General features: G+C 31.7%; 23 protein-coding genes and 1 other annotated feature. Of the genes, 6 read left to right on the top strand and 17 right to left on the bottom strand.

The window, feature by feature from the left end; translation table 11 throughout:
- Positions 1-423: 423 nt before the first annotated feature.
- Both B5E75_RS00310 and B5E75_RS00305 read left to right on the top strand, forming a co-directional pair.
- Positions 424-2166, top strand: a complete 1743-nt coding sequence (locus tag B5E75_RS00310; protein ID WP_087356833.1) for an ABC transporter ATP-binding protein — start codon at positions 424-426, stop codon at positions 2164-2166.
- On the top strand, positions 2159-2395 hold the full coding sequence (locus B5E75_RS00305; RefSeq protein WP_087304820.1) for a hypothetical protein: 237 nt from the start codon (positions 2159-2161) through the stop codon (positions 2393-2395). Before B5E75_RS00310 ends, B5E75_RS00305 begins: the two co-directional genes overlap by 8 nt.
- A gap of 589 nt (positions 2396-2984) precedes the next feature.
- On the opposite strand, the gene B5E75_RS00300 is transcribed toward B5E75_RS00305, so the two are convergent.
- The 5 genes from B5E75_RS00300 to B5E75_RS00280 form a co-directional block, all read right to left on the bottom strand.
- Positions 2985-4340: an ISL3 family transposase gene (locus tag B5E75_RS00300; protein WP_143746932.1), complete on the bottom strand. Its 1356-nt coding sequence runs from the start codon at positions 4338-4340 to the stop codon at positions 2985-2987.
- Between the two features lie 165 nt (positions 4341-4505).
- The gene (locus tag B5E75_RS00295) at positions 4506-5288 is read right to left on the bottom strand and encodes an ABC transporter ATP-binding protein (RefSeq protein WP_087356832.1); all 783 of its coding nucleotides are present in this window, start codon (positions 5286-5288) and stop codon (positions 4506-4508) included.
- The gene (locus B5E75_RS00290; RefSeq protein ID WP_087356831.1) at positions 5282-6148 is read right to left on the bottom strand and encodes an ABC transporter permease; all 867 of its coding nucleotides are present in this window, start codon (positions 6146-6148) and stop codon (positions 5282-5284) included. Before B5E75_RS00290 ends, B5E75_RS00295 begins: the two co-directional genes overlap by 7 nt.
- A gap of 11 nt (positions 6149-6159) precedes the next feature.
- Positions 6160-7131, bottom strand: a complete 972-nt coding sequence (locus B5E75_RS00285; RefSeq protein WP_206413945.1) for an ABC transporter substrate-binding protein — start codon at positions 7129-7131, stop codon at positions 6160-6162.
- Positions 7132-7247: 116 nt separating this feature from the next.
- Positions 7248-7483: a binding site (T-box leader), on the bottom strand.
- A gap of 86 nt (positions 7484-7569) precedes the next feature.
- Positions 7570-8307 carry a prepilin peptidase gene (locus B5E75_RS00280; protein WP_162607609.1) on the bottom strand — a complete coding sequence of 246 codons (738 nt, stop codon included), beginning with the start codon at positions 8305-8307 and terminating at the stop codon, positions 7570-7572.
- Positions 8308-8520: 213 nt separating this feature from the next.
- Here B5E75_RS00280 and B5E75_RS00275 point away from each other — a divergent pair, with 213 nt between their 5' ends.
- Positions 8521-9876, top strand: a complete 1356-nt coding sequence (locus B5E75_RS00275) for an MATE family efflux transporter (RefSeq protein WP_087356828.1) — start codon at positions 8521-8523, stop codon at positions 9874-9876.
- 36 nt (positions 9877-9912) lie between these two features.
- Here the strand turns inward: B5E75_RS00275 and B5E75_RS00270 are convergent, their stop codons facing one another.
- The gene (locus tag B5E75_RS00270) at positions 9913-10179 is read right to left on the bottom strand and encodes a hypothetical protein (protein WP_087356827.1); all 267 of its coding nucleotides are present in this window, start codon (positions 10177-10179) and stop codon (positions 9913-9915) included.
- A 27-nt stretch (positions 10180-10206) separates the two neighbouring features.
- Positions 10207-11106, bottom strand: coding sequence for a DinB/UmuC family translesion DNA polymerase (locus B5E75_RS00265; RefSeq protein ID WP_087356826.1), 900 nt, complete (start codon positions 11104-11106; stop codon positions 10207-10209).
- Between the two features lie 137 nt (positions 11107-11243).
- Between B5E75_RS00265 and B5E75_RS00260 the strand changes: the two genes are divergently transcribed.
- Positions 11244-11840, top strand: coding sequence for a LexA family protein (locus B5E75_RS00260; protein ID WP_087356825.1), 597 nt, complete (start codon positions 11244-11246; stop codon positions 11838-11840).
- Between the two features lie 8 nt (positions 11841-11848).
- Here the strand turns inward: B5E75_RS00260 and B5E75_RS14490 are convergent, their stop codons facing one another.
- From B5E75_RS14490 to B5E75_RS00240, 4 genes are read right to left on the bottom strand one after another with little or no spacing between them, the layout of a single operon-like run.
- The gene (locus B5E75_RS14490; protein WP_162607608.1) at positions 11849-12799 is read right to left on the bottom strand and encodes a GNAT family N-acetyltransferase; all 951 of its coding nucleotides are present in this window, start codon (positions 12797-12799) and stop codon (positions 11849-11851) included.
- 40 nt (positions 12800-12839) lie between these two features.
- On the bottom strand, positions 12840-14603 hold the full coding sequence (gene dnaK / locus B5E75_RS00250) for a molecular chaperone DnaK (RefSeq protein WP_087356824.1): 1764 nt from the start codon (positions 14601-14603) through the stop codon (positions 12840-12842).
- Positions 14604-14616: 13 nt separating this feature from the next.
- Entirely contained in the window at positions 14617-15222 is a 606-nt protein-coding gene (locus B5E75_RS00245) for a J domain-containing protein (protein WP_087356823.1), read from the bottom strand.
- Positions 15223-16056 (bottom strand): DUF5685 family protein, encoded by an 834-nt coding sequence (locus tag B5E75_RS00240; RefSeq protein WP_087356822.1) that lies wholly within the window; start codon positions 16054-16056, stop codon positions 15223-15225.
- A 120-nt stretch (positions 16057-16176) separates the two neighbouring features.
- Between B5E75_RS00240 and B5E75_RS00235 the strand changes: the two genes are divergently transcribed.
- Positions 16177-17499 (top strand): replication-associated recombination protein A, encoded by a 1323-nt coding sequence (locus B5E75_RS00235; RefSeq protein ID WP_087356821.1) that lies wholly within the window; start codon positions 16177-16179, stop codon positions 17497-17499.
- Between the two features lie 41 nt (positions 17500-17540).
- Here B5E75_RS00235 and B5E75_RS00230 read toward each other — a convergent pair whose 3' ends face one another.
- Both B5E75_RS00230 and B5E75_RS00225 read right to left on the bottom strand, forming a co-directional pair.
- On the bottom strand, positions 17541-18419 hold the full coding sequence (locus tag B5E75_RS00230; protein ID WP_087356820.1) for a LysR family transcriptional regulator: 879 nt from the start codon (positions 18417-18419) through the stop codon (positions 17541-17543).
- An 83-nt stretch (positions 18420-18502) separates the two neighbouring features.
- On the bottom strand, positions 18503-18775 hold the full coding sequence (locus B5E75_RS00225; RefSeq protein ID WP_087356819.1) for a hypothetical protein: 273 nt from the start codon (positions 18773-18775) through the stop codon (positions 18503-18505).
- 151 nt (positions 18776-18926) lie between these two features.
- Here B5E75_RS00225 and B5E75_RS00220 point away from each other — a divergent pair, with 151 nt between their 5' ends.
- Positions 18927-19622, top strand: a complete 696-nt coding sequence (locus tag B5E75_RS00220; RefSeq protein ID WP_087356818.1) for a YoaK family protein — start codon at positions 18927-18929, stop codon at positions 19620-19622.
- Between the two features lie 11 nt (positions 19623-19633).
- On the opposite strand, the gene B5E75_RS00215 is transcribed toward B5E75_RS00220, so the two are convergent.
- From B5E75_RS00215 to B5E75_RS00200, 4 genes are all read right to left on the bottom strand, one after another.
- On the bottom strand, positions 19634-20620 hold the full coding sequence (locus B5E75_RS00215) for an aldo/keto reductase (protein ID WP_087356817.1): 987 nt from the start codon (positions 20618-20620) through the stop codon (positions 19634-19636).
- Positions 20620-21192 carry a histidine phosphatase family protein gene (locus B5E75_RS00210; RefSeq protein ID WP_087356816.1) on the bottom strand — a complete coding sequence of 191 codons (573 nt, stop codon included), beginning with the start codon at positions 21190-21192 and terminating at the stop codon, positions 20620-20622. Before B5E75_RS00210 ends, B5E75_RS00215 begins: the two co-directional genes overlap by 1 nt.
- A 5-nt stretch (positions 21193-21197) precedes the next feature.
- Positions 21198-22013, bottom strand: coding sequence for an MBL fold metallo-hydrolase (locus B5E75_RS00205; RefSeq protein WP_087356815.1), 816 nt, complete (start codon positions 22011-22013; stop codon positions 21198-21200).
- Positions 22014-22108: 95 nt separating this feature from the next.
- On the bottom strand, positions 22109-22696 hold the full coding sequence (locus B5E75_RS00200; RefSeq protein ID WP_087356814.1) for a TetR/AcrR family transcriptional regulator C-terminal domain-containing protein: 588 nt from the start codon (positions 22694-22696) through the stop codon (positions 22109-22111).
- Positions 22697-22705: the final 9 nt, after the last annotated feature.

Below are 22705 nucleotides of genomic sequence, written 5' to 3'. Positions count from 1 at the left end.
TAAATTCATCGACAGTAAAATTTTCATTTGTACAATGCCAACGAATATAAGCATCTTTATGAAAGAAAGTTCTTAATTGTATTTTATTTTGCTTTATACAGCATTCCAATATTGATTAATATCTATTTAAATTCTCCTTTGGTTCATTATTACTTTTTTTTCTTTTTTTCTAAGATTTGACCTATGATAGTACCAACACATAATCCAAAAACAATCCTAAAGCAATACAATTAGACATATTATTTTTTTCATTTACAATCTCATCGTTATGTATATTATATTATCATTATATTATTGTCATAAGGTATCAACAAACATAATATGACTTTAAGCAATTTATTTTCAAGAATTTTAAAACATATGAATAGCTATTTTTATGAACTATGTTATAATAATAGTCATTGTAAAGGGGGAATTTAATTTATGAAGATAATGAGAAAGTTTATACAATATTATAAACCATATAAAACAGTTTTCATTTTTGATATGATTTGTGCCATGATTATTAGTCTTATTGATTTGGCTTTTCCTCAAATATTAAATTATCTTAACGATACATTATATATTGCTGATCATCAGACAATTATTCAAAGTTTGTTTTGGTTAGCTGTTTTCTTATTAATTATGTATGCGATAAGAGCATTATGTAAATATTATGTATCTGCTCAAGGACATATAATGGGTGCTCAAATGGAAAGAGATATGAGAAAAGATTTATTTGATAAATTTGAACAGTTATCTTTTTCTTATTATGATCGTAATAATACTGGAGAAATGATGAGTAAGCTGGTGAGTGATTTATTTGATATTTGTGAATTTGCTCATCACGGACCTGAAAATGTCTTTATTTCTTTATTAAAGATTATTGGTTCATTTGTGTTGTTAATGTATATTCATGTACCTTTAACAATCTTATTAATTATTGTGACTTTATGTATGTTGTTATTTTCTTTAAAACAAAATAAAGCAATGCAACAGACATTTATGGATAATCGTCGTAAAATTGCAGGGGTTAATGCATCTTTACAAGATACTTTAGCAGGAATTAGAGTTGTGAAATCATTTGCAAATGAAGATATTGAAAGACATAAATTTGCAAGAAGTAATGAAAGATTTTTACAGAGTAAGAAAAACAATTATCATTGTATGGGAAGATTTCAAGGTGGAAATAATTTCTTTCAAGGCTTACTTTATGTGACAATCTTAGTAGGTGGAGGATTCTTTATTGCTCAAGGGTCATTAGAACCTATTGCTCTAGCAACTTATGCTTTATACATTAATATTTTTATTACACCTATTGAGGTTTTAGTAGAATTTACAGAAATGCTTCAAAAAGGATATTCGGGATTTAAAAGATTTAATGAAGTTATGGAAACTCAAGTTGAAATAGAAGATGCACCAGATAGTCATGATTTGGTTAATGTAAAAGGTGTTATTGATTATAAAGATGTCAGCTTTGGATATGATGATGAAAAAGTATTAGATCATTTAAATATTCATATAGATTCTGGTAAATCAATTGCTTTAGTAGGTCCATCTGGTGGTGGTAAAACAACAATATGTTCATTGTTACTTCGTTTTTATGATGTGACAGGTGGAAGTATTGAAATTGATGGACAGGATATTAGAAAATTAACTTTAAAATCATTACGTCAATCTATTGGTATTGTTCAACAGGATGTTTATTTATTTACTGGGTCTATCAAAGAGAATATTTCTTATGGAAAACCAGATGCTAGTGATGAAGAAATTATAGAAGCAGCTAAAAAAGCCAATATTCATGATTTTATTATGAGTTTACCTGATGGTTATGATACATATGTTGGTGAAAGAGGTACACGTTTAAGTGGAGGACAAAAACAACGTATTTCTATTGCGAGAATATTCTTAAAAGATCCAAAGATTTTAATTCTTGATGAAGCAACAAGTGCATTGGATAATGAAAGTGAACGTCATATTCAAAAAAGCCTAGAAGCCTTATCAAAGAATCGTACTTGTATTACAATTGCTCATAGACTTTCTACAATTAGAAATGCTGATGAAATTATTGTGATTGGTAATAATGGTATTGTAGAGAGAGGAACACATCAGTTCTTATTAAATAAAAATAATGTTTATGCGAAATATTATCGTTTACAATTTGAAGGATTGGAAGAAAATGCTTAAAGAAGGACAAACTGTCTATTTTATTGTACAAGGTATCGTCATGAGTGGGACAGTCATTAATGTAAAAGGAAATGAGAAATCTTATACTTTTGAAATTGAAGGATTTGGTAACTGTAGTGGACCTCATCAAATTTCATCTCAACAAATTCATTATTCTATTTTCTTAGATGAAAAAGAAGCTCAAAAATATAAAGATTATCCCACTATGTATTTACAAAACTATTGTTAATATTATTAAGGTTTTGACTTATTTCAAAGTCAGAACTTTTTTACATATGACAAGATATTTTAATGACACAAGATTTTCATATTTTTATGTTATGTTTATAAATAATAAAGAAAGGAGGATATATTTGAAAGATATATCATCGTTCAAATTTATAAGGTTATGAAAGAATTTTTTAAAAATAAAAGAAATGTTGTTAATGTATTTTATATATTCATAGTGATGTGTGTATTTTTAACTTTAATGGGTATGTTATTTTCTCAAGATTCAAATTATTTTTTCCCTATTTATGCTAATGAGTATGTTGCATTGTTTTGTTATATAGGAAGTGATTTATTTCTGGTATTGTCTATAGTATTATGGCTGACATCATGGAAATGTCCTCATTGCGGGAAAAAACTATATAAACATTTCATTTCAAAATCATTAAATGAATGTCCTTATTGTCATAGAAAAAAGTATTTTTAAAAGATAAAATAAAAGCAATGATTCTATAAAGATTCATTGCTCAGACTGTTGACAAAGTGGTAGAATTTTTTATGGCTCTGTGTCAAGAGTGGAGGGGAAGTAACTGAATCAGTTACTTCCTTTTTTAAATAATGTCATACTTAAAACCAAGATGCAGAAGTATTCTTTTTCTTAGGTTTTGAAAATATCTATAGCCATAGGCATTACGCTTGACTAGTTTCACCTTATTATTCATGCTTTCAATGAATCCATTATTGAAGCATGTTTTTATTTTTTTGTTTTTTCTCGTGTAGTATGTTGTGTATGTCAATGATCTTAGTATTGGCATGAACCAGTTTTTCCTGAAGTTTTTAGCAGTAGTCATATAATAATGATTTTCTGTCTTGAAAATATGATCAAGCCAATCATTTAATGCTTTCTTATAATCATTGTGTGGCTCATTAAGTATTTTCAGGAAATCCTGATAAATGTCATAGTTGATTTTTAGCTCTTCACACGATTCAAGTTCAAGAATTGCTTCAACTAGCTGCTTGTTTGTCATGTGTTTTTTAAAGTATGGATAATACCACGCTTTCTTTTCATTAAGTCTATTTTTATATTGGTCAAAAAGATGAAGATTTCTTTTGATAAGTTTTGATAGAGAATCATCTTTAAGATTTTTACAACAATTGATTCTTGCTTGAACCATGTTTTCTCTTACAATTCTTGTATAATGAAATCTATCAGCAATGATCTGAGCCTGAGGAAAAAGAGAATGCATGATTGAGTGGAAAGCACCTGAGAGATCCATGACGATGATTTTGACTTTCTTTCGTTCATCGTAAGGAAATCTCATGAAATAGTTTTTTAGATAAGAAGCACGTCTATCTGCAATGATATCAATAGTTTTTCCAGTAATGGGATTAGTTATATGAAAAGCAAAAGTGCCTTCATCAACTGTTGCCCTAAATTCATCAATGGAGATCGTAGAAGGAAGATGATAGAATCTTAGAGGAATGTCTATATGATGATAAAATAATCTATAGACAGTGCTTTTGGAAAGACCATGAGATCTAGCAAGTACAGCCATTGCAGTATTTTCTCTAAAGCCAAAAAGACAGGTTTGGGCAGCGATGGTAGTCAGCTTAGAATGAGGGAATCTAAAAGGGATGTTATCCTTGAAATATTTATGGCAATGCTTGCATTTGTACCTTCTATAAGTGACCTCGAGTATGGTCTTTAAATGCCCATTTGAAGTATGGGTAAGAAAAATTTTTCTGATGCCTTTAGAATCATGACGATCAATGCAACCGCAATGAGGACAAGGTTTGCTCATTGAAGAAGATACGATATTAACATATTTAATAATGGAACCATTAGGTTTACGTTCGTATCTGAAACAGGAATCAGAATCAGGATAAGGCATAGGAAAAAACATACCATTCATTGAATTTAATTCTAGCGATTTTAAGATATCATTGGTATAATTGGGATTGGACATAGAAAATAACTCCTTTCATTTTGTTTGTGGTGAACTAATTGTAAAACGAGTTATCGACTATGTCTATTATTATATAAAAAAACTGGAAGATGAAGTTTTGAATATTACTTCCCCTCCAGTTTTAGTATAGAGCCTATAACTTGTGATAGCTATATCTTTTTTTCTTTAAAGCAATATACGATCATTATAATCATGTGTTTTTGATGAATAGAGATGAATCAGTTGTTCAACTGTCAAGTCTTTTTTACGTTCTCTATCAATCACATCAATGATTTGGCCCTCTTTCATAATCATAATTTTTTGTCCATAAGTTAAAGCATCTTGCATATTATGGGTCACCATTAATGTTGTCATATGATATTTTTTAACAATCTTGGCTGTGAGTTCTAAAACCTTTGAAGCGGTTTGGGGATCTAAAGCTGCTGTATGTTCATCAAGCAATAAAAGTTGTGGTTTTGCATAAGTTGCCATCAACAACGATAAAGCTTGTCGCTGTCCTCCTGAAAGAACGCCGACCTTTGTGTCCATACGTTCTTCTAATCCTAGATTTAATTCTTTTAAAGCCATGTACATCTGTTGACGTTGTTTAGCTAAAATGGGTCTTAAATGAAAGTAATGCCCTTGACATCCAGCCAATGCCAGATTTTCTGCAATCGTCAAAGATGGAGCCGTTCCTTTAAGTGGGTCTTGAAAAAGACGACCAATAAAACGGGAACGCTTATGTTCCTTTAATGAAGTGATGTCCTGCTGATTAAGAAAGATATGTCCGTGATAAGGGGTAACGGCCCCACTGATTGTCTGGAACAACGTCGATTTCCCTGCCCCATTACTCCCAATAATAGTGACAAAATCACCATCTTCAATGCGAAAATTGATATGTGATAAAGCAACTTTTTCATTGATTGTTTTAGGATGAAAAACAACTGATATATCTTGAAGTTCTAACATACCTCTTTCCTCCTCACCTTGACTTTTGTTAATATTAAAGCCACTACAACAAGTATAGCTGATAATAATTTTAAATCTGTTGATGGAATCCCTATTTGTAATGCGATTGTTAAAATACCACGATAAATAACAGATCCCACAATAACTGCTAACAATTGATAACCAATTTGATCTTTTTTAATAAAAGCCATCCCTATAATAATACTGGCAAGTCCAATAACCATCATTCCTGTTCCACTTTGACTATCACTAAAAGCTTGATGTTGGGCATAGATAGCTCCTGATAAAGAAACTAGTCCATTAGCGAGAGAAAGCCCAATCATTTTCATGACATCGACATCAATAGAAGAAGCTTTGACCATATCTTCATTATCACCACAAGCACGTAAGGCTAAGCCAAACTGGGTTTTTAAAAAATAGTGAAGACACAATGCCACCACAATAACGACAACTGTAATGAACAAAAGAATGCCATACTCTCCAAAAGCAGATAAGGGTGTAAACACTGTTGAACAATCAAACAAAGAAATGTTAGGTGAATCATTCATAATTTTGAGATTCACAGAATAAAGCCCAGTCATTGTCAAAATTCCTGCCAGTAAAGACGCTATCTTTAATTTGGTTGTTAAAACACCTGTCACCAGCCCTGCTAATAAACCAGAAATAAACGCTAAAATCAAACCAATGACAGGATGACCAGATAATGTCATCACTGCACTGACAGCACAACCTAATGTAAAGCTTCCATCCACCGTTAAATCGGGTAAGTTTAAAATTTTATAACTAATATATAATCCTAAAGACATTATCGAAAATATGCCACCTAATTCTAATGCCCCAATAATAATAACCTGATTCATCATTTTCACCCCTACATCAATTGTAATGCTTTATCCTGTAAAAGTGTTTCAGGTAATGTCATGTCTAATTCATTCACGACATCTTCATTTACATAAACATTTAAATCATCTTTAAAAACTTTTACAGGAATATCACTTACCGGTGTTCCATTTAAAACCTGATCAACCATATTTGCTGTTTCTTTTCCTAAATCTTCATAATTAATACCAACACTTAAAAAACCACCCTCTTGAACCATTGAATCAGCACCTACATAAAGAGGCACTTTCGCTTCTATACAGGCATGACTCACCACATTCATTGCACTGGCAACAGTATTATCATTAGGAGCAAACACAGCATCACATTGATTTGCTAGCACATCAATAGCACTTTGCACTTCATTCACATTAGTAATCGTTGCTTCTTTGATTGTTAAATGATGTGTCTTGGCATAATCTTTTGCCTTTTGAATATTCGTTACTGAATTGGCTTCCCCTTTATTGTAAATAACACCTAAAGTTTTTAAATCTGGCTGTAACTGTAAAGCTCTATCAAGAATAAGATCGACCTGTATTTCATCACTCGTTCCTGTTATATTTTTATCAGGATGTTCTAAAGAAGTTGTCAACTTTGCACCAATTGGGTCACTGACTGCTGCAAAAACGATTGGTGTTGTTTTTGAAAGTGATGCCACAGATTGAGCAACAGGTGTTGCAATAGCTACGACAACGTCTGCATCTTCAGACTGAAATGTTTGGGTAATACTTGCTGCAATATTGTTATCTCCTTGTGCATTTTTAAAAATATATTCGACATTTTCACCATCTTTATATCCTAAATTTTCCATTTGTTGATCAAAAGACGCTTTAATCGTATCTAAAGATGCATGTTCCATATATTGTATAATAGCAACTTTTTTCATTTTTGTATTTGTATTTTGACATCCTACCATCAATAAGACGCTCAATGCTAATAAAATTTGTTTATATATCTTCTTCATCATTTTCCTCACCTTTCTTTATTGTATTCATTTTTACATTAAAGAAAGACACCATCGCTTCAAAAACATAACCATTCTCCTTTCTCATTGGCATCTAAACAAAAAACATCTGTCCATCAAAGGACAGATGTTATCATCTGCGGTACCACCTTTATTGGTTATGAAAATAACCCACTCATTAAAATGCCAACACATTTTTGCTCGATAACGTGAGCTCACGTCGCAGGATACTCGTTGCCTTTCCCCTTTGCCCTCGTGGGTCCATTTACTTAACTGCCACTATCTAGCTTTCACCATCCTAGACTCTCTAAAAGCACATCTTTAAGTTTTATCTCCCACTCGTCGGTTTCTTTTTTATAAAATATCATAAGATTAAAATAATGTCAATCATTTTAGCAAATAAATAAATATTAAAAATTATTTTTGAAATAAAACAAATCAAAGAAAACAAAAAGATAAAATCAATTCTCCATAAAACAATGAAACAAGGATTCCCAGACATAAGAAACCACCAAAAGCAATATGGCTATGACGATGTGCTTTTCGACGGATAAGTAAATACCATGCATATAGTCCTCCAACAATAACTGCAATACAAAAAGCTAATAGAATATGAACATATCCCAACAAAAAACCACTGATAAACATCAGTTTGATATCACCACCACCGAAGCTTTCTATAACCCATTGATTCATTAAAAACATAGGTAAACTAATAATGAACATTCCTATAATCCTTTCATAAAACGGAACATCAATATAAAATATTAAACCAATGGTAAGAACAGCTTCTAATAAAAGCGTAAAATCAGGTATAATTTGCCATTTTTTATCAATAACTGTTAATGTAATAAAATCCATTATTAATAAATAAAGAAGAAAAGCTTTCCCCATTGGCGTGATATAATATACCATGAATACAAGTAATAACCCACTTAATATTTCAAATAAAGGATAACGTAAAGAAATACGACGTTGACAATAACGACATCTTCCTTTTAATAAAACAAAACTCATAACGGGAATTAAATCTTTCCATTGTAGAGGATGAAAACAACGAAAGCAAAAACTTCGTCCTTTTATCACATCTAATCCTAACGGTAAACGATCCATACATAGTTGAAAAAAACTTCCAACAATTGTTCCTAAAATAAAAAACCAGACATATAAAAACATCTTTATTTCCCCTTTCATAGATATTTTTATAGTTGGTTTTGTTTCATATTTCGACATTATTTTACCATAAAAAGGATAAATTTCCAACAAAAGTATTTGACATTTTTCTTTTTTTCTATAAAATAATTTATGCTGAAAAGCTATAGATTTCTCTATTTCTGATTTATAAATAGAAAAATCTATGGCTTTTTTTATGAAAGGAGAATTATATTTATGGAAAAAAGAAATCCTATGGGATATAAACCCATATTTCCCCTTTTGATGTCAATGGCCTTTCCGCCAATGATTTCAATGCTTATTCAATCTTTATACAATATTATTGATAGTATCTTTGTTGCTCAACTGGGAGAGTCAGCTCTAACCGCAGTATCACTGATTTATCCCCTGCAAAATTTATCACTGGCTTTTTCTTGTGGAGTAGGTATTGCAATGAATGCTTTGATTGCCAGACACTTAGGTGCCCATAATCATCAAGAAGCCTCTTTTGTTGCCAGTCAAGGAATCGTGATGACACTTCTTCATTCTTTATTATTTGTTATATTAGGATTATTTTTCATTCAACCTTTTATGACGCTTTTTACCCAAAATCCAGAGGTTATTCGTTATGGACAGGAATATGGTGTGATTGTCATTACATTGACTTTTTCAACATTTATTCATTTAGCAATTGAAAAAATGTTTCAGGCATGTGGAAACATGATTATTCCCATGATTATGCAAATGGTTGGTGCAATCATCAATATCATTTTAGATCCAATCATGATTTTTGGTTATTTTGGTTTTCCAGCCTTAGGTGTTAGTGGTGCCGCTCTCGCAACCGTGATTGGACAATTTAGTGCCTGTTTCTTATCTGTTTATCTTTTTTCACGTTATAACTCACATATTCATATATCTTTCCGTCATTTTCATATCAACTGGGCAACATTTAAGCAACTATACTCGATTGCTATACCATCTGGAGTTATGATGTGTTTACCATCTGTTCTTGTTTCAGCACTCAATGGAATCCTTGCCTCTGTATCACAGACAGCTGTTGCATTTTTTGGTGTTTATTATAAACTTCAAACCTTTGTCAATATGCCTACCACTGGTGTTGTACAGGGAATGCGTCCAATCATGAGTTATAATTATGGCGCTAATCAAAAAGACCGCATGGATCAAACATTAAAAATGGCAACTTTAACTATTGGTTTTATCTTATTGTTAGGAACATGTCTATTCTTTATTTTCCCATCACCAATATTACAATTATTTAATGCGAATCAAGATATGTTAACTATTGGAACAACTGGTTTACGTATTTTATCTTTAAGTTTTATTTTTTCAACATTCGCCATTGTTATGTCCAGTGTTTTTGAATCATTAGGAAAAGGACCTGTTTCATTAATGATTACACTCACAAGACAATTTGTTATTATCATTCCTTTATCATTTATACTATTACCCCTTATAGGTTTAAATGGCATCTGGTTAACTTTCCCACTATCAGAACTGATTGCAACATGTGTAGCATTTATTCTTTATCAAAAAGTTTACAAACATACAAAAACAGGAAATGAAAATCTTTAAGCTCATTTCCTGCTTTTTTAATCCATTAATTAAGTATTATGCGTGTTCAATAGCTGTGGCCAGATGAATACCACGTTTAAACTGAATAAAACCATATTCAAATGCAAACTCATTGACACAATCTTCTAAATCCTCAATTTCTTCATCTGTCAAAGTGACTTTTCCATCAATCATACGTTCATGTATATGATCCATAAAGTCAAAATAACGAATATGTACTTGTTCAAGCATCATTTCTTCATCTTGAATGAGAATTGTATCCGATGTATATATATCTTTTAAAACATGATCCATATCACACATAGTTCTACTCTCCTTATCGAGATAACATCAGAACTCAACTGTATTTTTAAAGAATCTGTTTTCTGGTAAAAAATGATAATGAGGTTTCAGGCTTATCCATTTTTCTAAGAAGGATGTTTTTTTGACATTGAAAATATCCGTTTTTTCTTGATAATCTTCAAAATCACTTAATAATATTTTCAATCCAAAATATGTTTTCTGATAAGAGATATTTTCCAAAAGCTGCATAACAGTATAATAGATTTCGTTGTAAATATTTGTATAATTCCTTAACTGTTTTTCTTCCTTATAAATTTTTAAATTGTCATCGTAGTACTGAATTTGAATATGACGAATACCATAATCTTTTTCTTTAAGTTGTGAAACAAGTTTTTTTGTTAATCTTTCCCCAATGCAACATGCATCATCATAGCACGAAAAAACTGTTTGATCATCTTCACCAAATAATTGTGGAAGGGTCAAAATTTCTCTTGTTGATATCTTCATTTCCTGCATTTTGCTCTGGCAAAGATTTTTTCCAAATATTCTTTGAGCCTGATGATAATCAAGCATACGATATTGATCTTGACAGTGATGATAAATCCACTTTGCAAAATCTTGATGAAAGCTCATTGCTATATTTATATGAATATGATATTCGCTATCTATTTGAAAAGCAATAGACTTCATGACTTCATTCATATCCCCATCAAATAATAATTGTGAATGTGTCATATCAAAGTAAAGATCATTGTCATTTTTGATAAAGACATCATTGCAATATTCAAATAAAACATTTTTTATTTTTTCTGTATAGAAAACATAATCTTCACAAATACAATCAAAGTTTTGATGATGTAATCTCTTTTTCATTTCTTTCTTTTTATTTTCTTCAATTTGATGTATAACATCTTTCAAGTCTATATATCCCACAAATGTTTTTAACATATCTCTCACTCCTCGCTTTTATTATAATAGATGATGTTGCATATTTCAACTATTTTATGCAACTTCTTTTATATTTTTTTGTTTTTTATTTATTTTTGATGTATTTTATATTATAATATGCATATAGGAGGAATACTATGGAACTGAAAGATATTATTAAAGATTATAAATATAGATTCCAGTTAACAAATGATGAAATTGCTCAAAAGCTTGGTGTAACAAAATCAACCGTCAGTCGTTGGATTTCTGGTGATGTCAAACGTATTCAAGATGAAACACTTAAACGTTTAAACGATCTTTTAGGTTATGATGTAGAACCTATCATCAAAGGTACTTCTATTCATTTGAAACGTCCCATCTTAGGTTATGCAAAAGCTGGATATGATATGTATGGTGAAAATAATTATATGGGTGAAGAAGAAGTCACTGAAGAAGATTTTTATAAAGGAGATTATTTTCTACAAATTCAAGGTGACTCAATGACAGGTTCTGGTATTATGGATGGTGATTTAGCTCTTATTAAACAATGTTCATATGTTTCTACAGGTGATATTGCAGTGGTTATGATTGGTGGTGAAGAAGTCACTGTTAAACGTATTATCAAAAAACCTGACATGCTTATTTTGGAAGCAACGAATCCACTTGTAGAAAATCGCTATTTTTCTAATGAAGAAGTCGCAACACTTCCTGTACGTATTATAGGAAAAGTTGTTTATACAAAAACTTATTTTTAAAAAAATTCTCATATTTCATGAGAATTTTTTATATCACATGTCATACTGACAAGATAGTCTTGTTCATAAAAACCATGACACTTATAGAAATAATCACTTAAATAACTACGTATTGTTTGTAAGACAATTTTTTGTATTTTTCTTTTATGACATTCTTCTTTGATATAATCAAGAAGTTGACTTCCTATATGCTGTCCATGAAGTTGTGGGCATACACAAAGCTCATCAATGCATAATACTTGCTTATCCATATAAGTCATTTGATGGCCTACAATCATTCCAATAAATTGTCCATTTTGGTATAATACGTAGGCTAACGTATAGGGTGAAGACAACATTTCTTCTAAATGCTGATATGCCTGTTGATATGTCCATTGCTCATTCCATGGTTCATTATCAAAACATTGTTGAAATAGGATTGCTGCTTCTTTTAAATGATAAAATTGCATGGGAATAAAAAGAGAAGATGGTAAATCAAACTCAAAAATCATATCATACCATTTTGCTCCACCATGAATGGAGTGAGAAACACCAAGGCAAGTATAACCACATTGTTGATAAAAAGGTATTAATGTTTCTTTACAAGTCAATACCATTCCTTTCTTTTGACGACTTTTTGATAAATCTATAAAAAATTGCATTAATTTTTTAGCAATTCCCATATGTCTAAAAGCCGGTAAAACAGCTAAGCCATAAACACTTTGATAAGCGTGAAAAACATTATGATAAGATGTGTCTTCATACATTTCATCTGATAATGTCTGTTTAGCAATCATAGCCCCATTGATAAAACCAACAATTCTTCCCTCTACTATTGCAACCAAAAAACATTCTGGGAAAGCTTGGAATCTTTTTTGAAATTGAGCCAATGTGGCTGCTTCTTTAACAGGAAAACAAACTTCTTCAATATATGCCAGTTGTTTTAAATCTTCTTCTTTTGCTAATTGTATTTCTATCATTATTTTTCTCCTTAAAAAAGACATTGATCAAGCAATGTCTTTATTCTCCCATTGTCAATAAGAAAGCCGCACTATCTTCAAGTCTTTGCTTTGCCTCTTTAATTTCTTGGAATTGGGCATCTGGGCAAGTTTCAAATTGAACTTTTTTAGTCATTTTCTTTAATTGACTTAAATCATTTTTGATTTGTGATTTGATTGTTTTATCAATTTCTTTATGATGTTTTGCCAGAGCATTGTCAACACGTAACATCAATGTTTCTAAATCATTTTTAAATACCAGTCTTTCTTTTGTTTTGGCATCCTGTTGTTCAAATTGCTGTGCTTCATGAATAGCTCTTTCAATATCTGCATCTGACATATGCGAACTATTTTCAATCGTAATACTTTGCATATTTCCACTTGCTAAATCTTTCGCAGAAACACTCACAATACCATTAACATCAATATCAAAAGTCACCTCAATTTGTGGAACACCACGCATTGCACGTTTAATTTTCTTCAATTTAAATTTTCCAAGACTCTTGTTATCTTTAGCTAAAGGTCTTTCACCTTGTAAGACATTAATTTCAACCTGTGTTTGAAAATTTGCAGATGTTGTAAAAATCTGACTGTGGCTTGTTGGAATAGGTGTATTACGGTCAATCAATGGTGTCGCAACCCCACCAACTGTTTCAATCGATAATGTTAATGGTGTAACATCCAGTAATAAAACATTATAATTTCCCATTGCTGTCACATCACCAGATAACTTACCACCTTGAATTCCAGCTCCCATAGCAACACATTCATCAGGATTTAAAGATTTACTAGGCGTAATACCTGTTACTTCTTTGATCTTATCTTGAACAGCAGGAATACGCGAAGACCCCCCAACAAGAATGATTTTATTTAATTCTGCCGGTAATAAACGAGCATCATTTAGAGCATTTTGCATTGGTAAAATTGTTCTTTCAACCAAATCTTTTGTAATACGATTAAATGTTTCTCTGGTAATCGTCATTTCTAAATTTTGTGGTCCTGATGCAGTCGTTGTAATAAATGGCAATGAAACAACAGTAGAAACCATAGATGATAATTCAATTTTGGCTTTTTCGGCTGCTTCTTTGACACGTTGCATAGCCATTAAATCATTTTTTAATGAAATACCAGAACTTTTTTCAAATTCGGTTAAAATATATTGGGCTAAAGCTTCATTAAAATCATCACCACCAAGATGATTATCTCCTGAAGTCGAAAGAACTTCAATAACACCATTTCCTATTTCAATAATAGAAACATCAAATGTTCCACCACCTAAATCAAAAACCATCATTTTTTGACCATAGCTATTTTCTAAACCATAAGCTAAAGCAGCTGCTGTCGGTTCATTAATAATTCTTAGAACTTCTAATCCGGCAATTTTTCCAGCATCTTTTGTAGCTTGGCGTTGTGCATCATTAAAATAAGCCGGAACTGTAATAACCGCCTGTTTAACAGGTTCTCCTAGATAATTTTCAGCATCAAGTTTTAGCTTCTGTAAAATCATCGCAGAAATTTCTTGTGGTGTGTATTCACGATGACCAATCTTTTTCTTATAATTTGTCCCCATTTCACGCTTAATAGATGCAATTGTTCCCATCGGATTTGTAATAGCCTGTCTTTTTGCGCTCTCTCCTACAAGTCTTTGACCATCATTTGTAAAAGCAACAATACTTGGTGTTGTTTTTGCTCCTTCACTATTAGGAATAATAGACGTTTTTCCATTTTCAATGAATGCCATACAGCTATTTGTTGTTCCTAAATCAATACCAATAATCTTACTCATAAATCATTCTCCTTTAATAACATCTACAACAACAATTCATAAAAATATTAAAAAGCAATAACGAATAACAACAATTCGCCATATTCGCATAAGGTGAAGTATAAGTCTGCTGTGTCTGGCGATATTGTCCACTTCCTGCCTGTAATTGTTGAACCAAAAACAGATATTGTAAATTACCTGGTTCCATTTGTGCAGCTGTTTGGGCATACTCTAATGCTGTAGCATTATTTCCAATTCCATTCATCGCTAAAGCACTATAATAAAACCAAAGCGATGAACGTGTACGAATCTGTTCAAGAATCGAAAGAGCATCCTGATAACGACCTGCCTGAATATATGCTGCAACATCTTGAAAAGCAGCCTGATCATTTCCTTGATACTGATATGATGACTGGGAATGCTGTTGCCCATATGTCTGATTTGTAAAACCTTTCTTACGATTATCCATAATCGTTTTATAGGCATTTTGAACTTGTTTAAATTTTTCTGTATATTCTGCCTGATGCACACTGTTAATATTAGCATCAGGATGATATTTTTTACTTAAAGTACGATAGGCATGTTTCACTTCATCATCTGATGCATTTGGAGAAATGCCTAATATCTGATATGGATCCATTTATTTCTTATCCTCCAATCTTCTTTTTTTACGTAATTCATATTGACTCCAAACACCACTATATATGATATTTCTTAAAATTTCAACATTTTCCTCAATCGGAAGATATTCAAAAGCTTCTGCTGCTCTTGAAATCATCATTTCTAATAAATGATAACATTTTTCTTCAAAATCAACTTGTTGAAATTGATCTATAAAAGGATTAAAAGTATGATGCTTTAAATCTTTTTCAATATCATCATAAGCATCCAGTATATATATAAATTTTCCTAAGAAAAAACCAAACTCCCTTAAATGCTCTGTCCATATATCATCTTCAACAGCACATATTTCTGCCATGACTTTTCCAAAGCATCCCGAAATATCATCAATATGAACACTCTCCTGCTGTTCATATTGGTGAATCAAAACAAGTTGTTCCTCAATTATTTTTATCTTTTGTGGATATTCTTCTTTAACTTTTTGATAACTATGTTCAAGTATTTTTTTATAAAGCTGCTTTGTCATTTTTTGATCATCCAGCCAGTCATCTTCACATTTTAAATATGTTAAAGCAATTGTCATTTTAGCTGCATAATCGATATATTGATTATGCACTTCCAGATGTTTTCTAACTGGATGTAAAAAACATCGACATCTATTTATTTGATGTTCTGGTTCATATAAACCAGATAATAACAATGCTATAAAAGTCATGTCATAATTTAAAGCAACGCGTCCCTTAATGCCATATAAATCATGCATTGTTCGACATAAACCACAATAAAATGATTGATAAATATCAAAATCTTTAAATTTCATTTCTGGTTTATTGATGACTATATACCCAAACACGATAATCTCCCCATTTCAATAAATCACGCATAGTATATGATGAACATATGAACGAAACATGAACTTATAGAAACTTTACTTTAAAAATGCTAAAATATAAAAAGAAAGTTGGTGAAAACTATGAAAAAGCAAAAGATTCAATCATCTTTAGAACCTCTAGCTCATCGTCTAAGGCCTTCAACATTGGAAGAGTATGTTGGTCAAAAACATCTTGTTGGTCAAGGGAAAGTTTTATGGCATTTTATTCAAAACGACCAAATTCCTTCGATGATTTTCTGGGGACCTCCCGGTGTTGGTAAAACCACACTGGCAAGAATCATTGCGAAAACAACTCATGCTCATTTCATTGATTTCAGTGCTGTTAATAGTGCTATTAAGGAAATTAAAAAAGTGATGCAAGAAGCGATTGAAACACAACATCAAGGTATCAAAACTATTGTCTTCATTGATGAAATTCATCGCTTTAATAAAGCACAACAAGATGCTTTTTTACCCTATGTGGAACAAGGAAGTATAACCCTCATTGGAGCGACGACTGAAAATCCATCATTTGAAATCAATTCTGCTTTATTATCACGCTGTAAAGTCTTTGTTTTACATGCTTTAGATGTCAATGATATTTTGGAACTTTTAAATCATGCTATTCATGATCCGCGAGGTTTTGGTGATTTAAACATTCAAGTTGAACCATCCACTTTATCCATGATTGCCCATTTTGCTAATGGTGATGCACGTGTTGCATTAAATATCTTGGAAATGGCTGTCTATAATGCCCCTGAAAATCACCAGACACTAACGATTAGTCCTGAAATCATTGAACAGATGACGAGTCAAAAATCATTGCTTTATGACAAAAATGGCGAAGAACATTATAACTTAATTTCTGCTTTACATAAATCGATGCGTAACAGTGATGTTGACGGGGCTATCTACTGGTTAGCCAGAATGCTGGAGGCTGGTGAAGATCCCCTCTATATTGCCCGTAGGCTTGTACGATTTGCCAGTGAGGATATCGGTATGGCAGATAGCCGTGCTTTAGAAATTGCTGTTGCGGTGTATCAGGCATGTCATTTCATTGGTATGCCAGAATGTAGCGTTCATTTGACTCACGCAGTGACATATTTATCTCTTTCTGTAAAGTCTAATGCGTTATATGTGGCTTATGAAAGTGCAAAAAAGGATGCCTTAGAAACCATTGCTGAGCCAGTTCCTTTGCATTTACGCAATGCTCCTACACGTTTAATGAAAGATTTAAATTATGGAAAAGGTTATCAATATGCCCATGATTTCCAAGACAAATTAACAACTATGACTTGTTTACCAGAAGCTTTACAAAATAAAGAATACTATCACCCTACTGAACAAGGTCATGAAAAAAAAGTCGCTTTGCGACTTCAACAAATCAAACAATGGAAACATTCGCATCGTCAATCCAAGAAATAAACTCTTATCTTTGATTGGATATCAATTCCATAAATTCATTATTAATGAAAATAATCATAAAGTTCCTGTATGAAACGAGTAGCTGTCAATGAGAAAACCTGATGTTTTTTCCAGACAATAACAGCCCCTGTTTCATAGGCTGGTTTTAAAGGAATAAAACGCACAAGAGAATCATTAGACATATAAACAATCTTATCTAAACAAAGAGCATAGCCTAATCCTTTTTCTACTAAAATAGCAGCATTATAGATTAAATCATAAGTTGCTACAATATTTAAATCTTGAACATTCATTCCCATCCAATGGGCTAATTCATTTTGAACAATCTGACGATGACCTATTAATAATGGCAATTTTTGAAGATCTTGTGGTGTGACATAGTCTTTTTTTGCTATAGCACTATCTTTAGGCGCAAGAATGCCCCATGATTCCTGATAATTCAAACGTACAAAATCATATTTTTCGACATCAACAGGTTCTGTCAATAATCCTATATCTAATAATCCCTGATCAACTTTTTGTTTCACATCATCAGCATTACCACTGTACAAATGATATTTAATTTGAGGATAACGATGTTGAAATTTAATCATAAAATCGCCTAAAAGATGCATAGCATTAATTTCTCCAGCACCGACAAATATTTCGCCAGCAATCAATTCATCGGCTTCTAAAAATTCTTTTTCTGTTTTATCTGCTAAATCAATAATTTCTTCAGCACGTCTTCTTAATAACATACCTGCATCAGTTAAAGTAATTTTATTTTTACCTCTGATTAATAATTGCGTATTTAACTCTTCTTCCAGCTGCATTAATTGTCTTGACAATGTCGGTTGTGTAATATGTAAAACATTAGCTGCTTTGGTAATATTTTCTTCTCTAGCAACAGTTAAAAAATATCTTAAAATTCTAATCTCCATACCATTTTCTTCCTTTCATTCATTTTTTATTATAATGGATAAAAAAGCTGATTACAACACATGTAACCAGCTCTTTGACATGCTTATATAGAAACCATTTCCTGTTCGTAACTTCGAATTCTATTCATCATTTCTTCGGTTGCCTGACGAGGGCTATTTTTTAAAAACCCATCTTTAAATTCATAGTGAAGATTGATAGAATCATCAGGAATTTGATCTGTATATTCATTAGAAAAACCAATTTTCCAACATTTGTTTTCTTTGTAAGCATATAAAGTTATATCATCTACATCCTTGACATCATGAAACAACTGCTTTACAAGTTCATACAAAGCATACGTTGAAATATAATACACCCATCTCGCCTCTTTTCATACTTCTATTATATAAAATAAAAGCCCTTTCAACAATAAAAATCAACTTGTTTTTTTATTTTTTTATAGACAAAGATTGCGAAAATAACTGACAGTGCTATAATGAAAAAGCATTTAAAGGAGTTGTATAAAAATGAAAAATGATTATCATGATGTGATTATTCATTATCTGATGGCTATTGTTGGTGGATTTTTTGGTGGTTATGCTATTTTTACGAGGATGAATGTTTTTGGCTCTGCCCAGACAGCCAATTTAATCGATCTGGTAAAAGCCCTATTAGGAAGTCATTATATAGATTCTCTTATTAGAATAGGTGCTGTAGTCGTTTATATTCTTGCAATGATCATAGCTACATTTTTAACATATCGTACAAAGTGGAAGCTTCAATATCTGGTTTTCTATATGGAAATTGTCTGTGTCATACTTTTAGCAATGATTCCTGAGGACATTAATCCCATCGTGAGTTTATATCCCTGTTTTTTTGTCACTGCTTTTCAATGGTGTGTTTTTAAAGGTGCTTTAGGTTATACTAGTTCAACAATCTTTTCTACTAACAACATCAAACAGACAGTTGTATCTTTAACTGAATATTTTTTAGTTGATGATTTACAAATCAAACATGAAAAACTTAAAAAAGGATGTTTCTTTGGTGGAACATTACTTTGCTTTCATATAGGTGTAGCTTTAGCTTATATACTTCACTTGTTCTTTGCTGTCAAAGCTATCTTATTTTTACTGATTCTTCTTATTATTAATTTTGCCTACTTTACATATTATGATAAATATCACAATATCAATATTTTCATTCATCCTAAAAAGATGGTTTGATTCATGTCAAATCATCTTTTTTCTGCCATGACACCGACTAGATGATGGGGTTGATAACACGCTTCAAGATATTGACACTCATCTGGTGTCAAATGACAGTCAACAGCACGGATAGCTGTATCAATATGTGAGCATTTTGTTGCTCCAACAATTGGGACAGTGACTTTGGTCATAAGCCACGATAAAGCAATTTCACTCATTGAAACATGATGTTTTTGAGCTAATTCTTCAACTCTTAGGATGATAGGTAAATCTTGATTGTAACTTTGATCATATTTTCCTTTTGCATAAGTGTCTTCTTTTAAACGTTGTGACTGTTCACCCGGATGTTTGGCTAAACGTCCAGAAGCTAAAGCACTGTATGGTGTTAAAGCCACATGATGTAAATCACAATAGGGTTTCATTTCTCTTTCTTCTTCTCTAAAAATAAGATTGTAGTGTCCTTGCACGGAAACAAAAGAATGTAAATGTCTGGCTTTGGCTATTTCATTCGCTTTTGCAATCTGCCATGCATAGCAATTAGAAACACCAATATAACGAATTTTTCCCTGTTGAATCATTGCATCAAGAGCTTCCAATGTTTCTTCAATAGGCGTATTATTATCCCATGCATGTAATATATAAAGATCAACATAATCCATCTGTAATCTTTTTAAGCTCTGATTCAAACAATTTTCAATATGATCTTTTGCACTGATGCCTTGTTGAATCTGTTCTAGGGTACGACCATGAAATTTTGTCGCTATCACAACATTATCTCGACAACCATATTCACGAATGGCTCTCCCTAAGTATTCTTCACTGCTTCCACCTTGATAAGCCATTGCTGTATCAAAAAAATTAATACCTTGATCCAATGCATAATGAATGATTTTCTTTGATTGTTCATAAGGCAATGTCCATGAATGCATTCCCTTATGAGGATCACCAAATCCCATACATCCTAAACAAACTTTTGAAACCTTTAAATCACTCGTTCCTAACTGTACATATTCCACTATGATTCCTCCTGTCTTATGATATCTTTGAGATAAAAACAATGATTTTCATACTCATAAATAAAAATACAACAATTACCAAATCCTTTCTTTAATTCTTCTGTAGGATCTTGCCAGGCACGTAAAAAATTAAAACAAGCCCCACCATGACTCACTGCTAAAACAGAATGATGATCTTCTTTTTCCATAATATCCGTCAATGTTTTAACCATTCTTTCTTTTAATGTTTCATTAGATTCACCACCAAACTGTAAGTAATAAGTCGCACATTTTTGTGGATCATTTTCAGCCAAATAATCATGTTCACCCTCTAATAAACCATAATTATTCTCTTTTAATCCTTTACATCTTTGATATGGAAGTGATGTGATAATTTCTAAAGTATCACAACATCTTTCACTTGTTGAACTATAGGCATGATCAAAACAAATATGCTGCTTTTCAAACCATTCTTTGGCTTGTTTAGCCTGTTGTATGCCTTTTTTTGTTAATGGTGAGTCACACCAGCCCTGTATTTTATGCAAAGCGTTAAACAGTGTTTCACCATGTCTTAGTAAATATAATGTTTTCATTGATATCACCCCTTTAAATGATACGCTTCACCTGGTGCCAAGACATAAATTCTTTCTGGATTAATGACATGTTGATATAAATCTTGGGGATTGCCATTAAATGGTGTCATGTCAGGAGCATCAACACTACCCCAATGAATGCAGATCAAATCAGCATGAGGATAAGTATTTGCTAGTTGAATGGCTCCTTTCAAAGTGATATGCCAGTCATTATCAGCAAAATCAAATAAAATGACATCAGGTTGAGGCATGTGCAAATGTTTATCTAATAGGCGCGAATCACCGGGTAACCAGATTGTTCCATCCGGTGTTTCCATCCAATAACCACAGTAATCTTTTTCTTCCCAATAACGATATTGCCATTTTGATGAACCATTTTGCCAATTATGCCAAGCTGGTGTCAATTGAACGGATAGATTTTGAACTTGAAAACAATCATTGATATCATGTTTTTCTGTTTTCAATCCTTCTTCATTCATGACATCTGCAACATAATTTGGAGCATAATATTGTAAGCAGACATCTTTTAAATGATGGCATGTTGGTCTAGAAAAATGATCATTATCGATATGGGTAATCAAAATACCATCTAATTTTTCTACATCTTGAGGTAAAATCGGCACTTGATACAATAAAGGGATATCAAAACCTTCTAAAACTGGATCAATCATGATATTGGTCTGATGACTATGAACCATGATTCCAGCTCCCCCTAACCAATATATTCTTGTTTTGTGATCAGATAAAAAATCTTGTTTTATAATTGGTTGACTTTGCGGAGCAACAGCTTGTCCTTTATCATTAATAACTATTTCTCTCATAAAAAAATCTCCTTTCTTTTCTGCTTTTATTTTAGCCTAAAAGATAGGAGATTCCCATTTATAAATTTTTCATTTTGTCCAAAAATGGACATTTTTTATTTTTTGTCTATTTTCTGATAAGGACTTCCTAAATAATTTGCACTTGAATGAAACAATTTGTCCATACCTAAACCTCTCATTTGAACAATCATATCAACAATTTCTTCACATGGCACAGGCATATTAGAAAGAATCCAAGACAATGTCATACTGCTTGAAGCATTAGCATGATAGATTGTCGCAAACTTTAAATCATCTGGCATAGGATCTGAACCATAGAGATTTTGATGCCACTTTAAATCAAACTGCTGACAATGTTCCACAATATAATCTTTTAAACAGTTCTGTCCTTCTATTTGACAAGCCTGTTTCATAAATTTATGATATTTTTTGATATTTTGAAAAGTCTGTAATAATGATTCATAAAAATCAATATCCATATGGTGTTCATCAAAATCAGGAACGATATAAGTATCATAAATATAACAGATCAAATCATTCTTATCTTTAAAATGATTATAAAAAGTCTGTCTGCTCACACCTGTTTCTTTTAATAACTGAGAAACTGTTATTGATTGCAAAGATTGTTTCTGACAAAGATTTAATAAGTCATTTGCCAATATCTTTTTGACATCAATAGACATAAAATAACT

Source organism: Massiliimicrobium timonense (assembly GCF_002160865.1).
Classification (GTDB): Bacteria; Bacillota_I; Bacilli_A; order Erysipelotrichales; family Coprobacillaceae; genus Allocoprobacillus.
The sequence above is the reverse complement of the archived record's forward strand: the minus strand, read 5'-3'. Positions and strand labels throughout refer to the sequence as shown.